Below are 20,945 nucleotides of genomic sequence, written 5' to 3'. Positions count from 1 at the left end.
TTGCGGCAGATACGTTTTGTGGCACAAGCATTCCGCCTGGCTTGAACCCGACACGCCGTTTACAGTCTCATGGCTTTGCGCCCGCTGGACGTCGTCCCGGGCCTGCTCATAACAAGGAGTTTTACATGTTTAGCCTTCGTCCTACTGCAGCCCTTCTCGCCCTCGGCGCCGCTGCATTGATCAGCGCACCGGCCATGGCTGAAGAGGTTCATTACAACCAGGTTTCCGTGCATGCCGAGGTCAACAAGGAAGTAACCCGCGACCTCATGAACGTTACGCTGTACAGCGAAGCGCAGAACACCGATCCGGCCAAACTGGCGGCCGAAATCACCGAAACACTGAACAAGGCTCTGGGCCAGGCGCGTCAGGTCAAAGACGTCACCATCCGTCAGGGCAATCGCAACAGCTACCCGGTCTATGACGACAAAGGTCAGAAAATCACCGGCTGGCGTGAGCGCGCTGAGTTGCGCCTTGAAAGCGCCGATTTCGCAGCCTTGTCCAAGCTGACCGGCGAACTGCTGGGCGACATGAAAATGGGCGGCATGGACTTCTCCATCGCTGCGCCAACCCGCAAAGCCAGCGAAGACGAGTTGCTCAAGGAAGCCGTCACCGCCTTCCGCACCCGCGCACAACTGGTCACCGATGCATTGGGCGGCACCGGTTACAAGCTGGTCAACCTGAACTTCAACACCTCCGGCTACCCACAGCCGTATTTCCGCGCACCGGTCATGATGATGAAGGCCGAGCGCTCCGATGCAGCACCGACCCCTGATGTTGAAGCGGGCACCAGTCAGGTGACTGTGACCGCAGACGGCACGATCGAAGTCGCTATTCCGTAACCGTCATTTGTAGGAGCGCGCTTGCCCGCGATAGCGGTGGTTGAGCCAAAAAATTATCGCCTGACCCAACGCTATCGCGGGCAAGCGCGCTCCTACGGGTCCCGTGTTTTCTCGCGACAGCGCGGCTGTCTGGATGGGTAATCCTACAGAACAACCTCAACATCTCCCTCCATCTTCACCCCGCCTGCATCCCTTCGTCCTACAACACCCAACTCCCCCGTCTGATTCCCCAAAAAATCTGTCGCCTTAAACTAGCCCTCGCTTGACTGAAAACACTTTCCACAAGGAATCACGGATGAATCCTCTAATTGAAACCTGGCTACATAAAAGCAAGAAGCAGTCTCCGCGGATCGAACTCCGCTTTTCGGCGGGCGAAGGCGATGAACATAAAGCGACCCATAGCTCCATTGAAAAAATCCTGAAAAGGGTCGGCTTCAGAGATCACGAGCTCAGAGCGATTTATTACGGCAACTGGCTGCGGGACTACTCGCAGCTGCTGGACCCGAAAATCGTTCGCGCCTGGCACATGCCAAAAGACTTTCCCGACGTCTTGTCCCGGGATGCACTGACCAAGATTGTGGACGTGCTGGCAGTGCGCGAATTCCACGACCTGATGAAAAACGACCGCGAGCGCTTCAGGGTCACCCCGCAGAGGCTAGGCGTATATCGTCCCAGCGAGCATATCGATAACCCGAAAGTCATCGACCCATATCCGGCAAACCCACAGAGCCGGGATGCAGACTTCGAGCCTTGGGTTTTGCAGGGCGACAAGATGCTCCAGGTCGACTACCAGACGTCAATGAAGCGCTATATGCATCGCAGCGCCAGTGTCATGAAAGCCGAACTAGACGATGCAGCCGAGGCAGGTCTGGAATCCACGGACGGCTTGCGCGCTTTCGGTTCCGGGCTGCATGTTCTGGAAGATTTTTTCTCGCATTCCAACTTCGTCGAGCTCAGTCTGATCAAACTCGGTTACACCAAGGTTCTGCCCTGGACCTCTAAAGCCAACTGTCGACACGGCCTGCCGCTGGTCACCGGCATGTTTGGCTCAACCGATGCGATCGCCAGCCTTGCTGCGCCGCTGGGCAAGATTCTGTTCTCGACCCAAGACACCGTGTTCACACCTATCCAGTCCGGCGAGCGGTACGAGAAGGACCAGATCATTCAGATTCTGCTCAGCGAACATCCCAACGAAAGCTATCTCAAGGCCTTTGAGGACTTCCTCCACGCTCGGGACAAATGGGCCGAGCTACCTTTCTCCGAATTCATCGAACGGATCAACCATTACATCGGCAAGCCTGGGCAGATTTTCAACAATGCCATCAGTTTTGCCATGCAGGGCCTGCTGATAGTGGTGGGTAACAGCATCGGCGGCGTACAAACCCAGTTCGATGATCCGAACACCAACGGCTTTACTGACCCGTCACATTCGCAGCTGGCCAAAGATCACCCCGAACATCCACTGCACGAGCTGGCGGCGATTCTGGCGCAACAGGCTGTCGAACATGTCGGACACGTAATGCTTGAGCAATGGCTGGATAAACCGGGCGCGGGCAATGCAGCGCTGGTCGCAGCGGGCTACTTCGAGCATCCAATGGATAGCCACTGGCAAGATGAATTCGTAGCGGAGTGGGCAGCAAAAAACCCTCACCTGGTCCGCAGGGCCGAAAGCAAAAGCGAGTTGGAAAGGATTGCCCAGCAAGCGTACAACGCCGCACTTGGACAACTCGAAGACCTTAAGGAGAACGGCAGCAGCTTTCTGGAAACCTTTCTGAGCGAAGATAATCCGATCGTGCAACTGTGGAAGAAGACCCCCATAGGGTGGTACCTGACTCGCCGGCAGTAGTCCGCGATACCGCACCCCAAACCTGCCGGTAAAGACCACGCGCCTGCGTGGAGCGAATTCATTCGCGAAGAGGCCAGTACATTCAACACATCTTCGTCGTCTGTACCGATGTCTTCGCGAGTGGGTTCCCACAGTGGGGCTGCCCGCCATCCTCATCAAATTGTCGGGAACCTTGTGAGTGCGGCACTATCCGTTGTCTATCCGCATCAGTGCCGGACCCAACGAGGACTTCATGGAAAAGAACCTATTCAAACCGCTGTTACTGACTGCCGCCCTTCTCTCCTGCGCGCCATTGGCGCAGGCGGCCAGCACTCTGGTGTATTGCTCGGAAGCCAGCCCGGCAGGCTTCGACCCAAGTCAGTACACCAGCGGCACCGATTTCGATGCGTCAGCAGAGACAGTCTTCAACCGTCTCACTCAGTTCAAGCGCGGCGGCACTGAAGTCGAACCCGGCTTGGCGACGAGCTGGGATGTCTCCGATGATGGTCTGACCTACACGTTCCACCTGCGCCCCGGCGTGAAGTTTCACACCACTGACTACTTCACGCCGAGTAGGGATTTCAACGCCGACGACGTGCTGTTCACCTTCCAGCGTCTGCTGGATGCCAATCATCCATTCCGCAAGGCTTACCCTTCGGAGTCGCCGTATTTCGCCGACATGGGCATGAACACCACAATCAAGAGCGTCGAAAAAGTCGACGATCAGACCGTCAGGTTCAACCTGAACAACGTCGATGCTGCCTTCGTGCAAAACCTGGCGATGAGCTTTGCCTCGGTGCAGTCTGCTGAGTACGCCAATCAGCTGCTCAAACAGGGCAAAGCCGAAGACATCAACCAAAAGCCTATCGGCACTGGCCCTTTCGTCTTCAAGCGTTATCAAAAAGACGCGCAGATCCGCTACGACGGCAACACCGCGTACTGGAAACCCGAAGACGTGAAGCTTGATCACCTGATCTTCTCCATCAGCAGCGATGCGGCTGTGCGCATGCAAAAGCTCAAGGCCGGGGAATGCCAGGTCAGCGGCTACCCGCGCCCGCAAGACATTGAGGAGATGCAGAAAGACCCGAACCTCAAAGTAATCAGCCAGCCGGGCTTCAATCTTGGATTCCTGGCCTACAACGTCACCCATCCGCCACTGGATCAGCTCAAGGTGCGACAGGCACTGGACATGGCCATCGACAAGCCAGCGATCATCAAGGCGGTGTACCAGAGCGCCGGGCAGTTGGCCCAGAACGCCATTCCGCCGGGCCAGTGGAGTTACGATCCGAGCATCAAAGACGCCCCTCACGATCCGGTAAAAGCCAAGCAGCTGCTTAAAGAGGCTGGCGTTGCGCCCGGCACGCAAATCAACCTGTGGGCCATGACCGTGCAGCGCGCCTCGAACCCCAATGCACGCATGTCGGCGCAGATGATTCAGGCTGACTGGGCCAAGGTCGGTATCAAGGCCAACATCGTCAGTTATGAATGGGGCGAGTACATCAAGCGCGCCAAAGCCGGTGAGCATGACGTAATGATCTACGGCTGGACCGGTGACAATGGCGACCCGGACAACTGGCTCGGCGTGCTCTACAGCTGCGCAGCAGTCAAGGGCAGCAACTACGCCAAGTGGTGTGATCCGGCCTACGACAAGCTCGTGCAAAAAGCCAAGCTGACCAGCGATCGCGACGAGCGCGTCAAGCTCTACCAGCAAGCTCAGCAGATCCTCAAGGCACAGGTGCCGATCACACCGATTGCCAATTCGAAGGTCTTCCAGCCGATGCGCAAGGAAGTGCAGGACTTCAAGCTCAGCCCTTTCGGTCTGACGCCCTTTTACGGGGTGAGCCTTTCCCGGTAAAAAACGAACCAATAGAAATATTGGTAACACTGCCGCGCCAACCGAGTGCATTCCACACGCTCGGTTGCACGAACATGGTGCACGAAACCTTTCCGATTGCGACGCGCAAACGATCAAATGCGCCAGAAATTACACTTATGCGACATTCCTGTACGCTCGTGCCACACTTTGTATCTTCTTTGACGCCAAGTTCTTGCTTTGGGTATGGCCCCTGCATAAGTATCGGCAGGATCGGCCCACAAGGCTCTTCCCTCAAAATTAAAAATGACAACAACTGAGGCCACCATGCTCAAACACGCGGTCATTCCGTTTCTACTCAGTGCAGGCTTGATTACTGCAGCTCCTTTCGCTCAAGCAGCATCGAACCTCGTGTTCTGCTCCGAAGGCAGCCCGGCCGGGTTCGACCCAGGCCAGTACACCACCGGTACTGATTTCGACGCTGCGGCAGAAACCGTATTCAACCGTTTGAGCCAGTTCGAACGTGGCGGCACCGCGGTTGTGCCAGGTCTGGCAACCAGCTGGGATATTTCCCCGGATGTGCTGACCTACACCTTCCACCTGCGTGAAGGCGTTAAATTCCACACCACGCCGTACTTCAAGCCGACCCGCGACTTCAATGCCGATGACGTGCTGTTCACGTTCAATCGCATGATCGACAAGGACATGCCGTTCCGTAAGGCCTATCCAACTGAATTCCCGTACTTCACCGACATGGCCATGGATACCAACATTGCCAAGGTCGAGAAGGTCGACGACCACACCGTCAAATTCGTCCTCAAGACCGTTGACGCGGCGTTCATCCAGAACATGGCCATGAGCTTTGCCTCGATTCAGTCCGCTGAATACGCAGACAAGCTGATCAAGGAAGGCAAGCCTGAGCTGATCAACCAGCAGCCAATCGGCACTGGCCCGTTCGTGTTCAAGAGCTACCAGAAAGATTCCAACATCCGTTACACCGGCAACAAGGATTACTGGAAGCCTGAAGACGTCAAACTGGACAACCTGATCTTCGCCATCACCACTGACGCATCGGTTCGTGCGCAGAAACTGAAGAAAGGCGAATGCCAGATCACCGCTTACCCGCGTCCAGCCGACCTTGCGCCACTCAAGGCTGACAAAGATCTGAAGATGCCGGATCAGGCTGGCTTCAACCTGGGTTACATCGCCTACAACACGATGGACAAGATCAAGGGCGACGATAAGCCAAACCCACTGGCGATCAAGGAAGTCCGCCAGGCGTTGGACATGGCCGTGAACAAGCAAGGCATCATTGATGCGGTGTATCAGGGCGCGGGCCAACTGGCCGTCAATGCCATGCCGCCGACCCAGTGGTCTTACGACACCACTATCAAAGACGCTCCGTTCGATGTCGAAAAAGCCAAGGCGCTGCTCAAGCAGGCAGGCGTCAAGGAAGGCACCGAGATCACCCTGTGGGCGATGCCGGTTCAGCGTCCTTACAACCCGAACGCCAAACTGATGGCCGAAATGCTCCAGTCCGACTGGAAGAAGATCGGTATCAACGCCAAGATCGTCAGCTACGAGTGGGGCGAATACATCAAACGCGCCAAGGCAGGCGAAAACGGCGCGATGCTGATTGGCTGGAGTGGCGACAATGGTGACCCGGACAACTGGCTGGGTACCCTGTTCGGCTGTGACGCCATCAATGGCAACAACTTTGCCAAATGGTGTGACAAGCCTTTCGACACCTTGATCCACCAGGCCAAGGAAACCCCAGATCAGGCCAAGCGCACCGAACTGTACAAACAGGCGCAGCACCTGCTCAAAGAAGCCGTTCCGATGACGCCAATCGCGCACTCGACGGTTTATCAACCGATGCGCACAACCGTACAAGACTTCAAGATCAGCCCGTTTGGTCTGAACTCCTTCTACGGCGTTAGCGTAACTGGCAAGTAAGGATCAATTAACTGCGCTGTTAATACAGCGCAGTTAATTCTGTTCGCGCACGGTACCTGTATGAGCTCACGAGCAACGCGAGGCAGCGATAGCGGGATGTCAGATATACCGTAATCGCTGGCCTCGTAACCTCGGTGAGCTCCTACATAACGCGGTCAGGCCAAATATCTAAGCGTAACTTACTGACAGAAGCTTCCTACGCTTTTTAGAGCAAGCGGTACTACATACAGCCGCGCCCGACGGACATACCTTCGACGGCGTGGGCCAAGCTATTTCAATTTGTTACTGAGCAGTCGCGAAGGCTCCCGGATTGCAGGGACCCTCTTGCCTGATATTTGTTGGGCATTTACGACTCACATTTAGGGATAAGGATCATCATGCGTAAAACCATTGCCATGTCGTCGTTGTTCAGCCTTGGCTTATTGGCGCTCACGCCAGCGGCCCAGGCTGCCAGCAATCTGGTGTTCTGCTCGGAAGGCAGCCCGGCGGGCTTCGATATTGCTCAGTACACCGCAGGCACCGACAACGACGCCGCCGAGCCGATTTACAACCGCCTCACCGAATTCGAACAAGGCAGCACAGCCGTAGTCCCGGCGCTAGCCACCAAGTGGGACGTTTCCGAGGACGGACTGGTTTACACCTTCCACCTGCGCGAAGGTGTGAAATTCCACACCACCCCGTACTTCAAGCCGACACGTGAATTCAATGCCGATGACGTGCTGTTCACGTTCAATCGCATGCTCAAGACGGATCATCCATTCCGGGTCGCTTATCCGACCGAGTTCCCGTACTTCAACGGCATGGGGATGAACAAAAACCTCAAGTCAGTGGAAAAAACCGGTCCGCTGACCGTGGTCTTCACCCTGAACAAAGTGGATGCCGCTTTCATTCAGAACGTCGCCATGAACTTTGCGTCGATTCTGTCTGCTGAATACGCCGACCAACTGATGAAGTCCGGCGAACTGCATGACATCAATCAGAAGCCAATCGGTACCGGACCATTTGTTTTCCAGCGCTACCAGAAAGACTCGCAGATCCGTTACAAGGGCAACAAAGAGTTCTGGGACCCGAGCCGGGTAAAAATCGACAACCTGATTTTTGCCATCAACACCGACGCTTCGGTGCGCATGCAGAAGCTCAAGGCTAACGAGTGCCAGGTTTCCCTGAACCCGCGACCGGCTGACCTGCAGAAGCTCAAGGAAGACAAGAGCCTGAAAGTCATGGAACAGGCTGGCTTCAACCTGGGTTACATCTCTTACAACGTGCGCCACGAGCCATTGGGCAAGTTGGAAGTGCGTCAGGCGCTGGACATGGCCGTCAACAAGAAAGCCATCATCAATGCCGTGTATCAAGGCGCCGGCCAACTGGCCGTGAATGCCATGCCGCCGACCCAATGGTCTTACGACGAAACCATCAAGGACGCCGAGTACAACCCGGAAAAAGCCAAAGAACTGCTGCGCGCCGCTGGCATCAAGGAAGGCACCGAGCTGACCCTCTGGGCCATGCCGGTCCAGCGTCCGTACAACCCGAACGCCAAGCTGATGGCTGAAATGCTCCAGGCCGACTGGGCCAAGGTGGGCATCAAGGTCAAGATCGTCAGCTACGAGTGGGGCGAATACCTCAAGCGCACCAAAGCCGGCGAGCACGATATCTCGCTGATTGGCTGGACTGGCGACAATGGTGATCCGGACAACTGGATGGGCACGCTGTACAGCTGCGCCGCCATCGGCGGTAACAACTACTCCATGTGGTGCGACGAGAAATACGACGCACTGGTCAAGGCCGCCGTTGCCACTGCCGACAAAGCCCAGCGGATCGACTTGTACAAGCAGGCCCAGCAGTACTTGAAACAACAGGTGCCAATTACGCCGATTGCCCACTCCACGGTCAATCAACCACTGCGCGCTGAAGTTCAAGGTTTCAAGGTCAGCCCGTTTGGCCGTAATACTTTCTCCGGCGTCAGCATCGCCGACTAACACGTAAATAACCGAAAAAAACCGCTGCCCTGACCAGGGCAGCGCGCTTCGCCGTGGCGTTATTTCGGTTTGCAAATACAGAGTTTGTTGATGAGTTAGATCAGCACTCGATAAAAACAAAGTGCGGCCACAAGCCTCACGCCATCAAAGCCAGCCCATAAAAACTGGCGTATATAAAAGTAGTAAAGGAGCGTTTAATCGTGAGAAAAATCAGTACCGCTGCAGTCGCCTTGTCCATCGCCTCGTTGAGTGCAATGGCTCAGGCAGAGCCTACCAGCCAGGCATTCGTGCCGACCGGGCTGAGCACCAAAAACGCCCAGGCCGATGCCAACGGCTTTTTCGAAGACCAACACCTGACCGGTACCACCCGTAACTGGTACGCCAACGAACTGCGCCGTCGCGACAGCGTGTTTAGCTACAACGATGACGGCGTGCGCAAAACCACCCCGCGCCGCATCAACTGGCAACAAGGCACCATCGTCAACTACACCTCGGGTTTCACCCAGGGCGTCGTAGGTTTCTCCACTGAACTGGCGCTGTACAACGCCATCGCCCTGGACCGTGACGTCGGTGACTTCGCGGGCAGTTCCAACCGTACTCTGGCTGACAGCGACGGCGATGCGGTAGGCCAGTGGAGCAAAATGGGCCTGGGCAACGTCAAGGCGCGCGTTTCCAATACCACGCTGACCATGGGTCGCCAGTCGGTGAACACCCCGGTTATTGCCTACATCGGCAACCGTGCACTGCCTTCCAGCTTCCAGGGTTTTGCGGTACAGAGCGACGAGCTCAATAACCTGTCCCTGCAAGCTGGTAGCTTCGACCGCGTTTCGCCACGTATGGAACAGAGCCTGGACAAATTCCGCTCTGAATACGGCGACCGCAGCCAGACCGCTGATCGTCTGGACATGCTGGGCGGCGACTACAAACCATCCGAAAGCCTGACCACCAGCTTCTATGCGTCGAACCTGGAAGACTTCTGGCACCAGTACTACTTCGGCTTCACCCACGAAATGGGCGACACCGACGTCGTAGGCCTGAGCACCAACCTGAACTACTACAAGACCAAAGATTCGGGCCAGCGCAAAATGGGCCCTATCGACAACGATACCTACAGCCTTTCCTTCACCGGTACGCACAAGGCCCACAGCCTGAGCATCGCCTATCAGGAAGTTGCCGGTAACGAATACTTCGACTACGCCCACGAAACCAACGCCATCTTCCTGGCCAACTCCCTGCTCTCGGACTTCAACGGCCCGAACGAGAAATCCCTGCAGGTCGCCTATGTCTTGAATATGGCTGAATACGGCGTGCCAGGCCTGAAATTCAATATCTATCAGGCACGTGGCTGGGACATCGACGGCACCCACTACAAAGGCAACGCGTACAGCGACGTGCGGGCAATGGACGGCGAAACCCACTACGAATATGGCATCGGCTCTTCGTACTCGGTACAGTCCGGCCCGCTCAAGGCCACAGCGATCCGCGCGACTTACACCACCCACCGCGCCAGCGAAAACCAGGCTGATGGCAACATCAACGAATTCCGTCTGGTCACCACCGTTCCATTCAACATTTTGTAATCGGCACCTGATCGGCGCGGCGTGTGGGCACTTACCTCTCGCCGCACCGGTCACAGGCGTCAAATCTACGGAGGGTTTCCATTGAAACTGTTATCGCTACGCAACTCGATCGCCCTGGCCCTGTTCAGCGCGACATTGAGCGTCTCGGCCAAGCCCTTGGTGGTCTGCACCGAAGCCAGCCCTGAAGGCTTTGATATCGTTCAATACACCACCGCTGTGACGGCGGATGCCACAGCAGAAACCTTTCTGGACAAACTGGTCGGTTTCAAACCCGGCACCACTGAAACCGAACCCAACCTGGCCGAAAGCTGGGACGTGAGCGACGATGGCCTGACCTACACCTTCCACCTGCGCAAGGGCGTCAAGTTCCAGACCACTGACTACTTCAAGCCAAGCCGCGAAATGAACGCCGATGACGTCCTCTGGAGCTTTCAGCGTCAGCTGGACCCGAAGCACCCATGGCATGAAAAATCCCTGACTGGTTATCCGTATTTCGAAAGCATGGGCTTCAATGACCTGCTCAAAAGCATCGAAAAAGTTGACGAGCACACCGTCAGGTTCACCCTGTCGCGCCCTGAGTCTCCGTTCCTGCGTGATCTGGCGATGCCGTTCACCTCGATCTACTCCGCCGAGTACGCCGACCAGTTGCTCAAGGCGGGCAAAACCGCAGATCTGAACAGCAAGCCCGTCGGAACAGGCCCGTTCATCCTGACCCGCTATGCCAAGGACGCCCAAGTTCGCTATAAAGCCAACCCGGATTACTGGAAGGGTGCGGTCCCCAGCGAAGCGCTGATTTTCGCGATTACGCTGGACAGCAACGTGCGCCTGCAAAAGCTCAAGGCCAACGAGTGTCAGGTCGCGCTGTATCCGAAACCAGATGACATCGAAACCATCAAGGCAGACCCCAAGCTCAAGATCGACGAGATGGAAGCCATGATGACCAGCTACATCGCGATCAACACAACGCATAAGTACCTGAGCGATGTGCGTGTCCGCGAAGCGATCAGTCTGGCATTCGACAAAAAGGCTTATATCAAGGCGTTGTTCGGCGAGGGTAAAGCCACCGAAGGTGTGAATCCTTACCCGCCAACCTTGCTCGGCTACGCCAACGACATTAAAAATCCGCCGCACGACCCGGAGAAGGCGCGGTCACTGCTTAAAGAAGCTGGCGTACCGGAAGGTCAGGAGTTCAGTCTGTACCTGCGCAATGGGGGTGCCGTTACCAACCCGAACCCGGCGCTGGGTGCTCAGATGCTGCAAGCGGACCTGGCAAAGGTCGGGATCAAGCTGAATTTGCGCGTCATGGAATGGGGCGAAATGCTCAAAAGGGCCAAAGCCGGTGAACATGACATGGTGTTTGCGGGCTGGGCTGGCGACAATGGCGATCCGGATAACTTCCTGACACCGAACCTGAGTTGCGAAGCAGCCAAGAATGGCGAAAATTACGCCCGCTGGTGTAACAAGGCATTTGAAGAAGCCATCTCCAAAGCACGGGAAAAGACCGACCCGGCCGAACGAGCGGCCCTTTATGAGCAAGCCCAGCAGATTTTCTACAAAGACGTACCCTGGCTGAGCCTGGCTTATCCAAAACTGTTCACGGCAATGCGCAACAACGTCGAAGGCTATCAAATCAGCCCGCTGACCAATAACAACTTCTCCACTACCAGGGTGAAGTAGAAAAATAATCCGGTGAGCTCTACCCAGAGACTCGTAAGACCGTGTGAAAACGTAGCGAGCGAAGACAAGACAAGGCAAAAACAGGCGGAAAAGCGGAGTCTAGGTGTTCTAAATGAGCATTTTCCGCCTGTTTTTAACGCAGTATTGTCGAGCGCAGTAGTTTTCACGGGGTCTGTACGGAATAAGCCTAACCGGCCGATGAGGAACACAACACGATGTTTAGTTTTATCGCCCGCCGAGTGGGGTTGTTGATACCCACGTTTTTCGGCATCACCTTGCTGACCTTCGCGCTCATTCGCCTGATTCCGGGCGACCCGGTTGAAGTCATGATGGGTGAACGCCGGGTCGATCCGGAAATGCACGCTCAGGCCATGGAACGACTGGGTCTGAACAAACCGCTTTATGCGCAATACATCGACTATGTCGGCAAGCTCGCCCAGGGTGATCTTGGCGAATCGTTGCGCACGCGGACCAGCGTCTGGACCGAGTTCACCGCACTGTTTCCGGCAACCCTGGAGCTGTCGATTGCAGCCCTGATCTTCGCCGGTATTCTCGGGCTGTTGGCTGGAGTCATTGCGGCGCTCAAGCGAGGGTCACTCTTCGATCATGGGGTGATGGGCATCTCCCTGGCGGGATACTCGATGCCGATCTTCTGGTGGGGCCTCATCCTGATCATGTTTTTCTCGGTCACCCTGGGCTGGACGCCAGTCTCGGGGCGTATCGACCTGCTGTATGACATCCCGCCCAGAACCGGTTTCATGCTGATTGATACCTTGCTCAGTGATGAAGAAGGCGCGTTCCTCGATGCCCTGCATCACCTGATTCTGCCCGCCATCGTGCTCGGTACCATCCCGTTGGCGGTGATCGCCCGGATGACCCGTTCGTCGATGCTTGAAGTTTTGCGTGAAGACTACGTACGTACCGCCCGGGCCAAAGGCCTGTCGCCAGCGCGCGTGGTATTTGTTCACGGCCTGCGTAACGCGTTGATCCCGGTGTTGACCGTGTTCGGCCTGCAAGTCGGCGCCCTGCTCGCCGGTGCAGTACTGACCGAAACGATCTTCTCCTGGCCGGGTATCGGCAAATGGTTGATCGAAGCCATTGGCGCCCGTGACTACCCTGTCGTGCAAAACGGCATTCTGCTGATCGCCTGCCTGGTGATCCTGGTCAATTTCGTGGTGGATATCCTCTACGGCTTTGCCAACCCACGCATTCGTCACCAGCGCTGAGATCCTGACTATGAGCATACCTACTCCCTCGGTAGCAGTCGATCAAAGTCTGCTTTACCCCTCGCCGTACAAAGAATTCTGGCTAGCCTTCGCCAAGAACAAGGGCGCTGTCGCCGGCCTGATGTTCATGACCCTGATCGTGTTCTGCGCACTGTTTGCCCCTTGGGTTGCGCCCCACGATCCAAGTGAGCAATACCGCGACTTCCTGCTGACCCCGCCGGTCTGGCTTGAAGGCGGTCAATGGCAATTCCTGCTGGGCACTGACGAGCTGGGCCGTGACCTGCTGTCGCGTCTGATCCAGGGTTCGCGCCTGTCGCTGCTGATCGGTTTGTCCTCGGTGGTAATGTCGCTGATTCCAGGCATCCTCATGGGCCTGCTGGCCGGGTTCTTCCCGCGCATCCTCGGCCCGACGATCATGCGCCTGATGGACATCATGCTCGCCCTGCCCTCGCTGCTGCTGGCTGTGGCGATTGTCGCCATCCTCGGCCCTGGGCTGATCAATACCGTGATCGCCATTGCTATTGTTTCCCTGCCGGCCTATGTCCGCCTGACCCGCGCTGCGGTAATGGGCGAGCTGAACCGTGATTACGTGACCGCTGCACGTCTGGCTGGCGCGACCTTGCCACGCCTGATGTTCATCACCGTGCTGCCTAACTGCATGGCACCGCTGATCGTGCAGGCTACCTTGAGTTTCTCCTCGGCAATCCTCGACGCTGCGGCGCTGGGCTTCCTCGGTCTGGGCGTACAACCGCCAACGCCTGAGTGGGGCACCATGCTGGCTTCGGCCCGTGATTACATCGAACGCGCCTGGTGGGTGGTGAGCCTGCCAGGTCTGACCATTTTGCTCAGCGTGCTGGCAATCAACCTGATGGGCGACGGGCTGCGCGATGCGCTGGACCCGAAACTCAAAAATGCCGCCTGAGGAGATTCGTATGCCACTTTTAGAAATCAAGAATCTCAACGTCCGCTTCGGCGATGCCAGCGCAGTGCCGGTTGTCGACGGCCTGTCGTTGAGCGTCGAAAAAGGCGAAGTCATGGCCATCGTCGGCGAGTCGGGTTCGGGTAAATCCGTGACCATGATGGCGTTGATGGGCCTGATCGATCACCCCGGCGTGATCACGGCCGACTCCTTGAACTTCGACGGTCATGAACTGCTCAAGCTCAACAACCGCCAGCGTCGCAAGATCATCGGCAAAGACCTGGCGATGGTGTTCCAGGATCCGATGACCGCACTGAACCCCAGCTACACCGTGGGTTTTCAGATTGAAGAGGTTCTGCGCCAACACCTGAACCTGTCTGGCCGGGCTGCGCGTCAACGTGCGTTGGAGCTGTTGCAGAAAGTTGAAATTCCCGGTGCTGCTTCGCGTCTTAACGCTTACCCGCATCAACTGTCCGGGGGCATGAGCCAGCGTGTGGCAATTGCCATGGCCATCGCGGGCGAGCCCAAGCTGTTGATCGCCGACGAACCGACTACTGCGCTGGACGTGACCATTCAGGCGCAGATCATGGACTTGCTGCTGAGCCTGCAGAAAGAGCAGGACATGGCGCTGGTTTTGATCACTCACGACCTGGCAGTAGTGGCCGAAACCGCTCAACGTGTCTGTGTGATGTACGCCGGGCAGGCTGTTGAAGTCGGTCAGGTGCCGGGCTTGTTCGACGTGCCTGCGCATCCTTATAGCGAAGCGTTGCTGGCGGCGATTCCGGAACACAGCATGGGTGCCGAGCGTCTGGCCACTTTGCCGGGCATGGTTCCTGGCCGCTACGACCGCCCGCAAGGCTGCCTGTTGTCACCGCGCTGCCCTTACGTGCAGGAAAACTGCCGCACCCAGCGCCCAGGCCTTGATCCCAAAGCCCACAGCCTGGCGCGTTGCTTCTATCCGTTGAATCAGGAGGTGGCGTAATGAGCGTCGTTCTTACCGCCCGCGACCTTACCCGTCACTACGAAGTATCCCGTGGCCTGTTCAAGGGTCACGCACTGGTCCGCGCCCTGAACGGCGTATCGTTTGAGCTTGAAGCTGGCAAGACGCTAGCTGTGGTCGGCGAGTCCGGCTGCGGCAAATCGACTCTGGCCCGGGCCCTGACCCTGATTGAAGAGCCGTCGTCCGGCTCGCTGAAAATCGCCGGCCAGGAAGTCACCGGAGCCACCAAGGAACAACGCAAGCAACTGCGCAAAGACGTGCAGATGGTTTTCCAAAGCCCGTATGCGTCGCTCAATCCACGGCAGAAAATCGGTGATCAATTGGGTGAACCCCTGCTGATCAACACCAATCTTTCCGCCAAGGAACGTCGCGAGAAAGTGCAGGCGATGATGGCCCAGGTCGGCTTGCGCCCTGAGCACTATCAGCGTTATCCACACATGTTCTCTGGTGGTCAGCGCCAACGTATCGCCCTGGCTCGGGCCATGATGCTGCAACCGAAAGTGCTGGTGGCGGACGAACCGACCTCCGCGCTGGACGTATCGATTCAGGCTCAGGTGCTGAACCTGTTCATGGATTTGCAGCAGGAATTCAATACGGCCTACGTGTTCATTTCCCACAACCTGTCGGTGGTGCGCCACGTTGCTGACACGGTGTTGGTGATGTATCTGGGTCGTCCGGCGGAAATGGGTCCCAAGGAAGAGATCTACAACCGTCCGCTGCACCCGTATACCCAGGCGCTGCTGTCTGCGACCCCGACGATTCACCCGGACCCGCTGAAGCCGAAGATCAAGATCGTCGGTGAACTGCCCAACCCGCTCGACCCGCCAAGCGGCTGCGCCTTCCACAAGCGCTGCCCCTACGCGACCGAGCGCTGCGCCACCGAAGAACCAGCCCTGCGTCTGGTAGACAACCGCCAGGTTGCCTGCCATTACGCGGAGCAGTTTGTAGCGGCGTAACGCAACAGCCTCGCTCCGACAGGGCTCACAAATCCTGTGGGAGCGAGCTCGCGAATGCGATTTGACAAGCCCAAAAGATGTTGAGGATGTACCGGCCCCTTCGCGAGCAAGCTCGCTCCCACAGGACATCACTCCGGCTCCAGGGAATCAATAAACATCCCTTCGATACCGCCCCTGCTCGATCAACTCGCCCACCACTTGCGTGCCAAGGATATCGATCAGCGCAGCATCCACGTCCGCCGCCATGCCTTCCAGGCTGCCGCAGATGTAAATCATGGCGCCATCGGCTAACCAGTCGCGAAGCTCATCCGCCGCTTCAATCAAGCGATCCTGCACATAGATTTTCTCAGCCTGATCACGGGAAAACGCCAGATCGAGCCGCGCCAGCTCTCCCGAAGCGTGACACTGCATCAACTCGCTTGCGCAATGGAAGTCATGCTCCCGATTGCGCTCGCCAAACAACAGCCAGTTACGCGACTGACCTCGGGCAATACGCCCTTTCAGCAAGCTGCGCAGACCCGCCAAGCCGGTACCGTTACCGATCAGGATCAAAGGGCGCGGTTCGCTTGGCAGATGGAAACTGCTGTTGCGGCGCATGCGCAGACTGATCGCATCGCCGAGTGCAGCGTGCTCGGTCAACCAGCCAGAGCACAGCCCCAGACTGCCGTCCGGATGAATTTCCTGACGCACAATCAACTGCAACAGGCCATCGTCAGGGATCGACGCAATGGAATATTCACGCATAGCCAGCGGTACCAGCGCATCGACCACCGCCTGAGCATGCAAGCCCACCAGATGCGCCCGATGCTGTGGCAATTGACGACTGGCGAGCGCCACTTTCAGTGGTTCCTCAAGCCCGCCGATCTGTACCGATGTGTGATCGGCAATCCCCAGGCCATTGAGGAAATGCTCCACCGCCTGGACGCTGTTACGTGGCATGACCTCCACCAGATCCCCCGCTTCCCAAACCGTCGATGGCGGCGGTGTCAGGCCAATCAGAAACACCTTCGAGCCGCTGCTGCCGGGGTTCAGGTGTTCACGCTGGGCCAGTGTCCAGTTGTCATAAGCCGGTGCCTGCCACAGCGTTGTCGGCGCAGCGCCGGTGATGTGGCCCAGTTGCTGTTGCCAGTGTTGCAAGGCCAACGGGTCTGCACTGTCGACTTCAACACCGTCGAACAACAGCTTGCCGCCGCGATCAGCGAGCCAGCCATGCAGGCGTCGGGCGAAGCCGCAAAAGTGTTGATACTGCCGATCCCCGAGGCCCAGCACTGCGTAATTGAGGTTTTCCAGGGCCAACGGACTGCCCAGCAACTTGCGCTCGAAGCCCAGGGCGCTGTCCGGAGCTTCGCCGTCGCCAAAGGTGCTGACCACAAAAAGGGCGTTCTGGCTCTGGCGCAGATCCTGTTCAGTGACATCCGCCAGCCGCTGCACCTTCACCGGCAACCCCGCCGCCTGCAACTGCCCGGCGGTCTGCCACGCCAACTGTTCGGCGAAGCCACTCTGAGTCGCGAAACCGATCAGCCAAGCGGGTACATCGATGTCAGTGTTGCCCGTGACACTGCCACGGGCATTCTTGATGTCTCGCTTCTTGCGGCGGCGATCCAGATACAACAACCAGCCAGTAATAAAGAACAACGGCATCATCAAAGACGCGGCCGTCATGATCAGGCGCCCGACGATGCCGAAGTAACTGCCCACGTGCAGCGAGTAGTTGCTGACCAGTAGTTGCGCGCCAAAACTCTTGTCGGCGTATCGGGCGACCGAGCTGACTTTGCCCGTGGCCGGGTCCAGGATAATGGTATTCAGCGCCCTTGGATGTGGCGAATCCTTGAGCAAGTAGAAAATGGTGGCTGGCTGACCGACCGCATTGGGCAAGCGAATGTTGTAGGCCGACAGCTCAGGGCCGGCAGTGGTCTTGATGCTTTCCCAGATGGCGGCGAAATCAGCTTTTGCCGATGTCGTTTGAGGTGCGCCATTACCACCAGACCGACCACCGCCGCGACGCTGTTCACCGGCGGGAGCATCACCCAGTAACCGGTTCATACCGTTGCTGAACCAGTCGTAGGACCAATTCAGACCGGTGATCGCGAACAGCAGATAAAACAGCAGGCACCAGGTGCCGAAAATCGAGTGCAGGTCCCAGTTGAAACTGCGGCCTTTTTTTGCCCAGTCCAGGGTCAGCCACACCCGCCAGTTCAGAGGCTTGCGCGGCCAGCGCAGGTAAAGTCCGGACAGGCAGAAAAACACCAGGATCAGCGTACAGGCGGCAGTCACCTGTTTGCCGTACTCGCCCATGGCCAGAAATCGGTGCAGCCGCAGAACGAAATCAAAGAAACCGGCACCTGTCGCGTCACCGGTAATCTCGCCGCTGTACGGATCAAAGTTGCGCATCGGCCCACGGCGCTCGCCGGGTGCTGGGGTGAAATAGACTTGCGCCGCTTTGTCGCCAACGGTCTGCACGCGCAGAATGGCAACGGTCAGCCCGGTGGCTGTTTCAAGCTTGCGCACCAGCTCAATCGGCGGCAACGCCTCGCCGCGAGGCTGAATGATCAATGCCTCGGGGTTGGCCCACTCAAGGATTTCATCCTCGAACGAGTAAATGGCGCCGGTAATCCCCATCAGGGCCAGCACCAGTCCGGCGGTGATGCCGAAGAACCAGTGGACTTGAAACAGGACTTTCTTCAACACCCTTTGTTACTCCATCAAGCCAGGCGCAAAACCTGTGGGAGCGGTGCTTGTCCGCGATAAGGGCGACGCGGTATTAAGACAGACCGAGTTGCTCTTATCGCGGGCAAGCACCGCTCCCACAGGGAATGCATTCCAATCAAATACCACGTTTCCCAAACACCAAAAAACCCCGCCGACCATCAGGGCCAGCAGGGCTCCAACATTCTCTTCTAAATCAGAAGTGGAAGTTGGCACTCATCAGTGCAGTACGGCCGGCGGCCATGTGCGCATAGTGAGTGGTAAACACCTGATCGTAATAGCGCTTGTCGGTCAGGTTTTGCAGGTTGAGCTGCAGGTCGACGTTTTTGGTCAGCGCGTAGCTCGCCATCGCGTCATAGCGCCAGTATGAAGGCACCTCAACCGAGTTGGCTTCGTTACCGAAACGCGAGTCGACGAAGGTTGCGCCACCGCCCACGGTCAGCTTCGGCATCAGTTCGTAGGTCGACCACAGGTTGAAGCTGTTACGCGGCGTGTTCGGCATGTGATTGCCCTCGTCCGCAGCCGCCGTGGTTTTGACCAGCTCGCTCTCCATGTAGGTGTAACCGCCGTAGACCTTCCACTTGCTGGTGATCTTGCCGGTGTAGGTAAACTCGAAGCCATCCACACGCTGCTCGCCATCAAGCACCTGGAACGTGGTGTTGTCCGGATCAGTGATGCGCGCATTGGTTTTTTCAGTGCGGAACAGCGCAGCGGTCAGCGAAAGGTCATCGCCGAAGAAATCCCACTTGGTGCCCAGTTCGTAGTTACGATTCTTTTCCGGATCGAGATTGGTGTTGGCCGCCGTCATCTCCAGGCCACCGTTACCGCTGGTTTCACCGGACGGGTTGCTGGACGTCGACCAGGCGGCATAAACGCTGCCGTTCGGCAATGGCTTGAAGACCAGACCCACCTGATAGTTCCACAACTGGCTGGTGTTCTCGCGCTTGAAGTTGCCCGCCACCGTGCCACGGCCGACGGTCGCATAACCGCTGGACTTGATGTCGTAGTCGTCATAACGCAGGCCCAGGTTCAGCGACCACTGCTCGTTGAACTTCAGGGTGTCGAATACATAAGCAGCGCTGGTCTTGGTGTCCGTATCGGTGAACGCCTGGTTGTCCGTGATAGTGCCGTTCCAGGGGTCTTTCGGGCCCGGGTTGTACAGATTGGTACAGTCACCGGACCGCAACAGCGCCGCCGAGCAAAGGCTGGCAATAGTGCCGCCGTTGGCATCCAGGACGTTGTAGTTGCGGTTGTGGGTGTCCTGATACGAGAACTCTACGCCGGTGACCAGGCTGTGATTGATAAAGCCGGTGTCGAATTTGGCACTCAGGTCCGTCTGGTTGACGAAGCCGCTGGTGGTCGAATTGCGGCTCTTGGCCGAACGCGAAAGCAGGCCATTGGCGACGTTGCCGCGGCTGTCATCCGGGTTGGTGACGATGTAGTCCAGCGTCGAGCGGGACATACGGAAGCTGTTGGACAGGGTCAGGTTTTCATTCAGGTCGTGCTCGATCCGGAGCGTGCCGCTGTCGTTCTTGCTCTTGCGATAGTCGCGGCCGGTCAGGCCATAGAAATTGCTTTCATTGACGTGGGCAGGTTTGTCGACGATGTACTTGCTACGCCCCGTGGTGGAGGTCAACGGGATGCCGTAGTCAGGCATATCGTCGGTTTCCAGGTGGTAGTAATCCAGCTTGACCCGGGTGTCTGTGCCCAAGCCAAAAGCGAACGACGGCGCCACGCCCCAACGGCTGACATCCACGTTATCGCGACCGGCCACGTTGGCATCGTGCTTCATCAGATTCAGGCGGAACGCAGAGGTGTCGGTGATCTGCTGATTGAGGTCAGCGGTGTAACGTTGAGTCTGGTCGGAACCAAAGGTGTAACCGCCGTTGTAGGCGTTACCCAGATGCGCGCCCTTGGTGATCAGATTCAGGCTGCCACCGGTAGAGCCCGCGCCGGTGAAGGCCGAGCCTGGGCCCTTGCTGACTTCAACCGATTCAATGTTGAAGATTTCCCGACTTTGCGCGGCACCGTCACGCATGCCATCGATGAAGACGTCACTTTCAGCGTTAAAGCCGCGAATGATCGGGCGGTCAGCGGCCGGATTACCACCCTCGCCTGCACCAAAGGTGATACCCGGCGTAGTGCGCAAGGCATCCGCGAGGCTGGTGGCGCCGGTGTCACTGATCACTTGTTGCGGGATGACAGTGACGCTCTTTGGCGTTTCACGCAGTGGCGCGGTGTACTTTTTTGAAGTCGATTCGTCGGTCTTGTAGGACGCGTCTTGCTCACCATTGATGCTGGTTGCACCCAGCGAAACAGCTTTCTCGTCAGCGTTTTCAGCGGCCTGCGCCAGATGACCTGCAGACATGGCAGCGATGGCAACACCGACGGCCGAAGCCAGCGAGCGTTGTGAGTGAGCACCAGATAGTAACGATTGACGCGACATGAATGATTTCCTTCCCCAAGGAGTTG

Annotated in this window: 13 protein-coding genes; 11 read left to right on the top strand and 2 right to left on the bottom strand. The window is 57.4% G+C overall.

Annotated features, from left to right (window positions below; translation table 11 throughout):
- Positions 1-125: 125 nt before the first annotated feature.
- From IV01_RS24230 to IV01_RS24275, 11 genes are all read left to right on the top strand, one after another.
- Positions 126-839 (top strand): SIMPL domain-containing protein, encoded by a 714-nt coding sequence (locus tag IV01_RS24230; protein ID WP_032624872.1) that lies wholly within the window; start codon positions 126-128, stop codon positions 837-839.
- A 295-nt stretch (positions 840-1,134) separates the two neighbouring features.
- On the top strand, positions 1,135-2,685 hold the full coding sequence (locus tag IV01_RS0124385; protein ID WP_050507242.1) for an HET-C-related protein: 1,551 nt from the start codon (positions 1,135-1,137) through the stop codon (positions 2,683-2,685).
- Between the two features lie 232 nt (positions 2,686-2,917).
- Positions 2,918-4,519, top strand: coding sequence for an ABC transporter substrate-binding protein (locus IV01_RS24235; RefSeq protein ID WP_032624870.1), 1,602 nt, complete (start codon positions 2,918-2,920; stop codon positions 4,517-4,519).
- Between the two features lie 285 nt (positions 4,520-4,804).
- Complete coding sequence (locus IV01_RS24240) at positions 4,805-6,433, top strand: ABC transporter substrate-binding protein (protein ID WP_032624868.1); 1,629 nt, start codon at positions 4,805-4,807, stop codon at positions 6,431-6,433.
- A gap of 377 nt (positions 6,434-6,810) precedes the next feature.
- Positions 6,811-8,409: an ABC transporter substrate-binding protein gene (locus IV01_RS24245; protein ID WP_032624866.1), complete on the top strand. Its 1,599-nt coding sequence runs from the start codon at positions 6,811-6,813 to the stop codon at positions 8,407-8,409.
- 200 nt (positions 8,410-8,609) lie between these two features.
- Positions 8,610-9,989: an OprD family porin gene (locus IV01_RS24250; protein ID WP_032624864.1), complete on the top strand. Its 1,380-nt coding sequence runs from the start codon at positions 8,610-8,612 to the stop codon at positions 9,987-9,989.
- Positions 9,990-10,070: 81 nt separating this feature from the next.
- Positions 10,071-11,666, top strand: a complete 1,596-nt coding sequence (locus IV01_RS24255; protein WP_032624862.1) for an ABC transporter substrate-binding protein — start codon at positions 10,071-10,073, stop codon at positions 11,664-11,666.
- A gap of 215 nt (positions 11,667-11,881) precedes the next feature.
- Positions 11,882-12,892: an ABC transporter permease subunit gene (locus tag IV01_RS24260; RefSeq protein WP_032624860.1), complete on the top strand. Its 1,011-nt coding sequence runs from the start codon at positions 11,882-11,884 to the stop codon at positions 12,890-12,892.
- Positions 12,893-12,902: 10 nt separating this feature from the next.
- Positions 12,903-13,814 carry an ABC transporter permease subunit gene (locus IV01_RS24265; protein WP_032624859.1) on the top strand — a complete coding sequence of 304 codons (912 nt, stop codon included), beginning with the start codon at positions 12,903-12,905 and terminating at the stop codon, positions 13,812-13,814.
- A gap of 10 nt (positions 13,815-13,824) precedes the next feature.
- Positions 13,825-14,793, top strand: coding sequence for an ABC transporter ATP-binding protein (locus IV01_RS24270; protein WP_032624856.1), 969 nt, complete (start codon positions 13,825-13,827; stop codon positions 14,791-14,793).
- Positions 14,793-15,767 (top strand): peptide ABC transporter ATP-binding protein, encoded by a 975-nt coding sequence (locus tag IV01_RS24275; protein WP_032624854.1) that lies wholly within the window; start codon positions 14,793-14,795, stop codon positions 15,765-15,767. The genes IV01_RS24270 and IV01_RS24275 overlap by 1 nt, the downstream gene beginning before the upstream one ends.
- Positions 15,768-15,914: 147 nt before the next feature.
- Here IV01_RS24275 and IV01_RS24280 read toward each other — a convergent pair whose 3' ends face one another.
- A complete protein-coding gene (locus IV01_RS24280) occupies positions 15,915-18,452 on the bottom strand; it encodes a PepSY domain-containing protein (RefSeq protein WP_032625008.1) in 2,538 nt (845 codons plus the stop codon).
- Positions 18,453-18,669: 217 nt separating this feature from the next.
- A complete protein-coding gene (locus tag IV01_RS24285) occupies positions 18,670-20,919 on the bottom strand; it encodes a TonB-dependent receptor (RefSeq protein WP_032624852.1) in 2,250 nt (749 codons plus the stop codon).
- Positions 20,920-20,945 lie beyond the last annotated feature (26 nt).

It is taken from the genome of Pseudomonas syringae (assembly GCF_000737245.1).
GTDB classification, from domain to species: Bacteria; Pseudomonadota; Gammaproteobacteria; order Pseudomonadales; family Pseudomonadaceae; genus Aquipseudomonas; species Aquipseudomonas syringae_J.
Note: the sequence above shows the minus strand (reverse complement) of the source record. Positions and strands in the feature narration are given on the sequence as shown.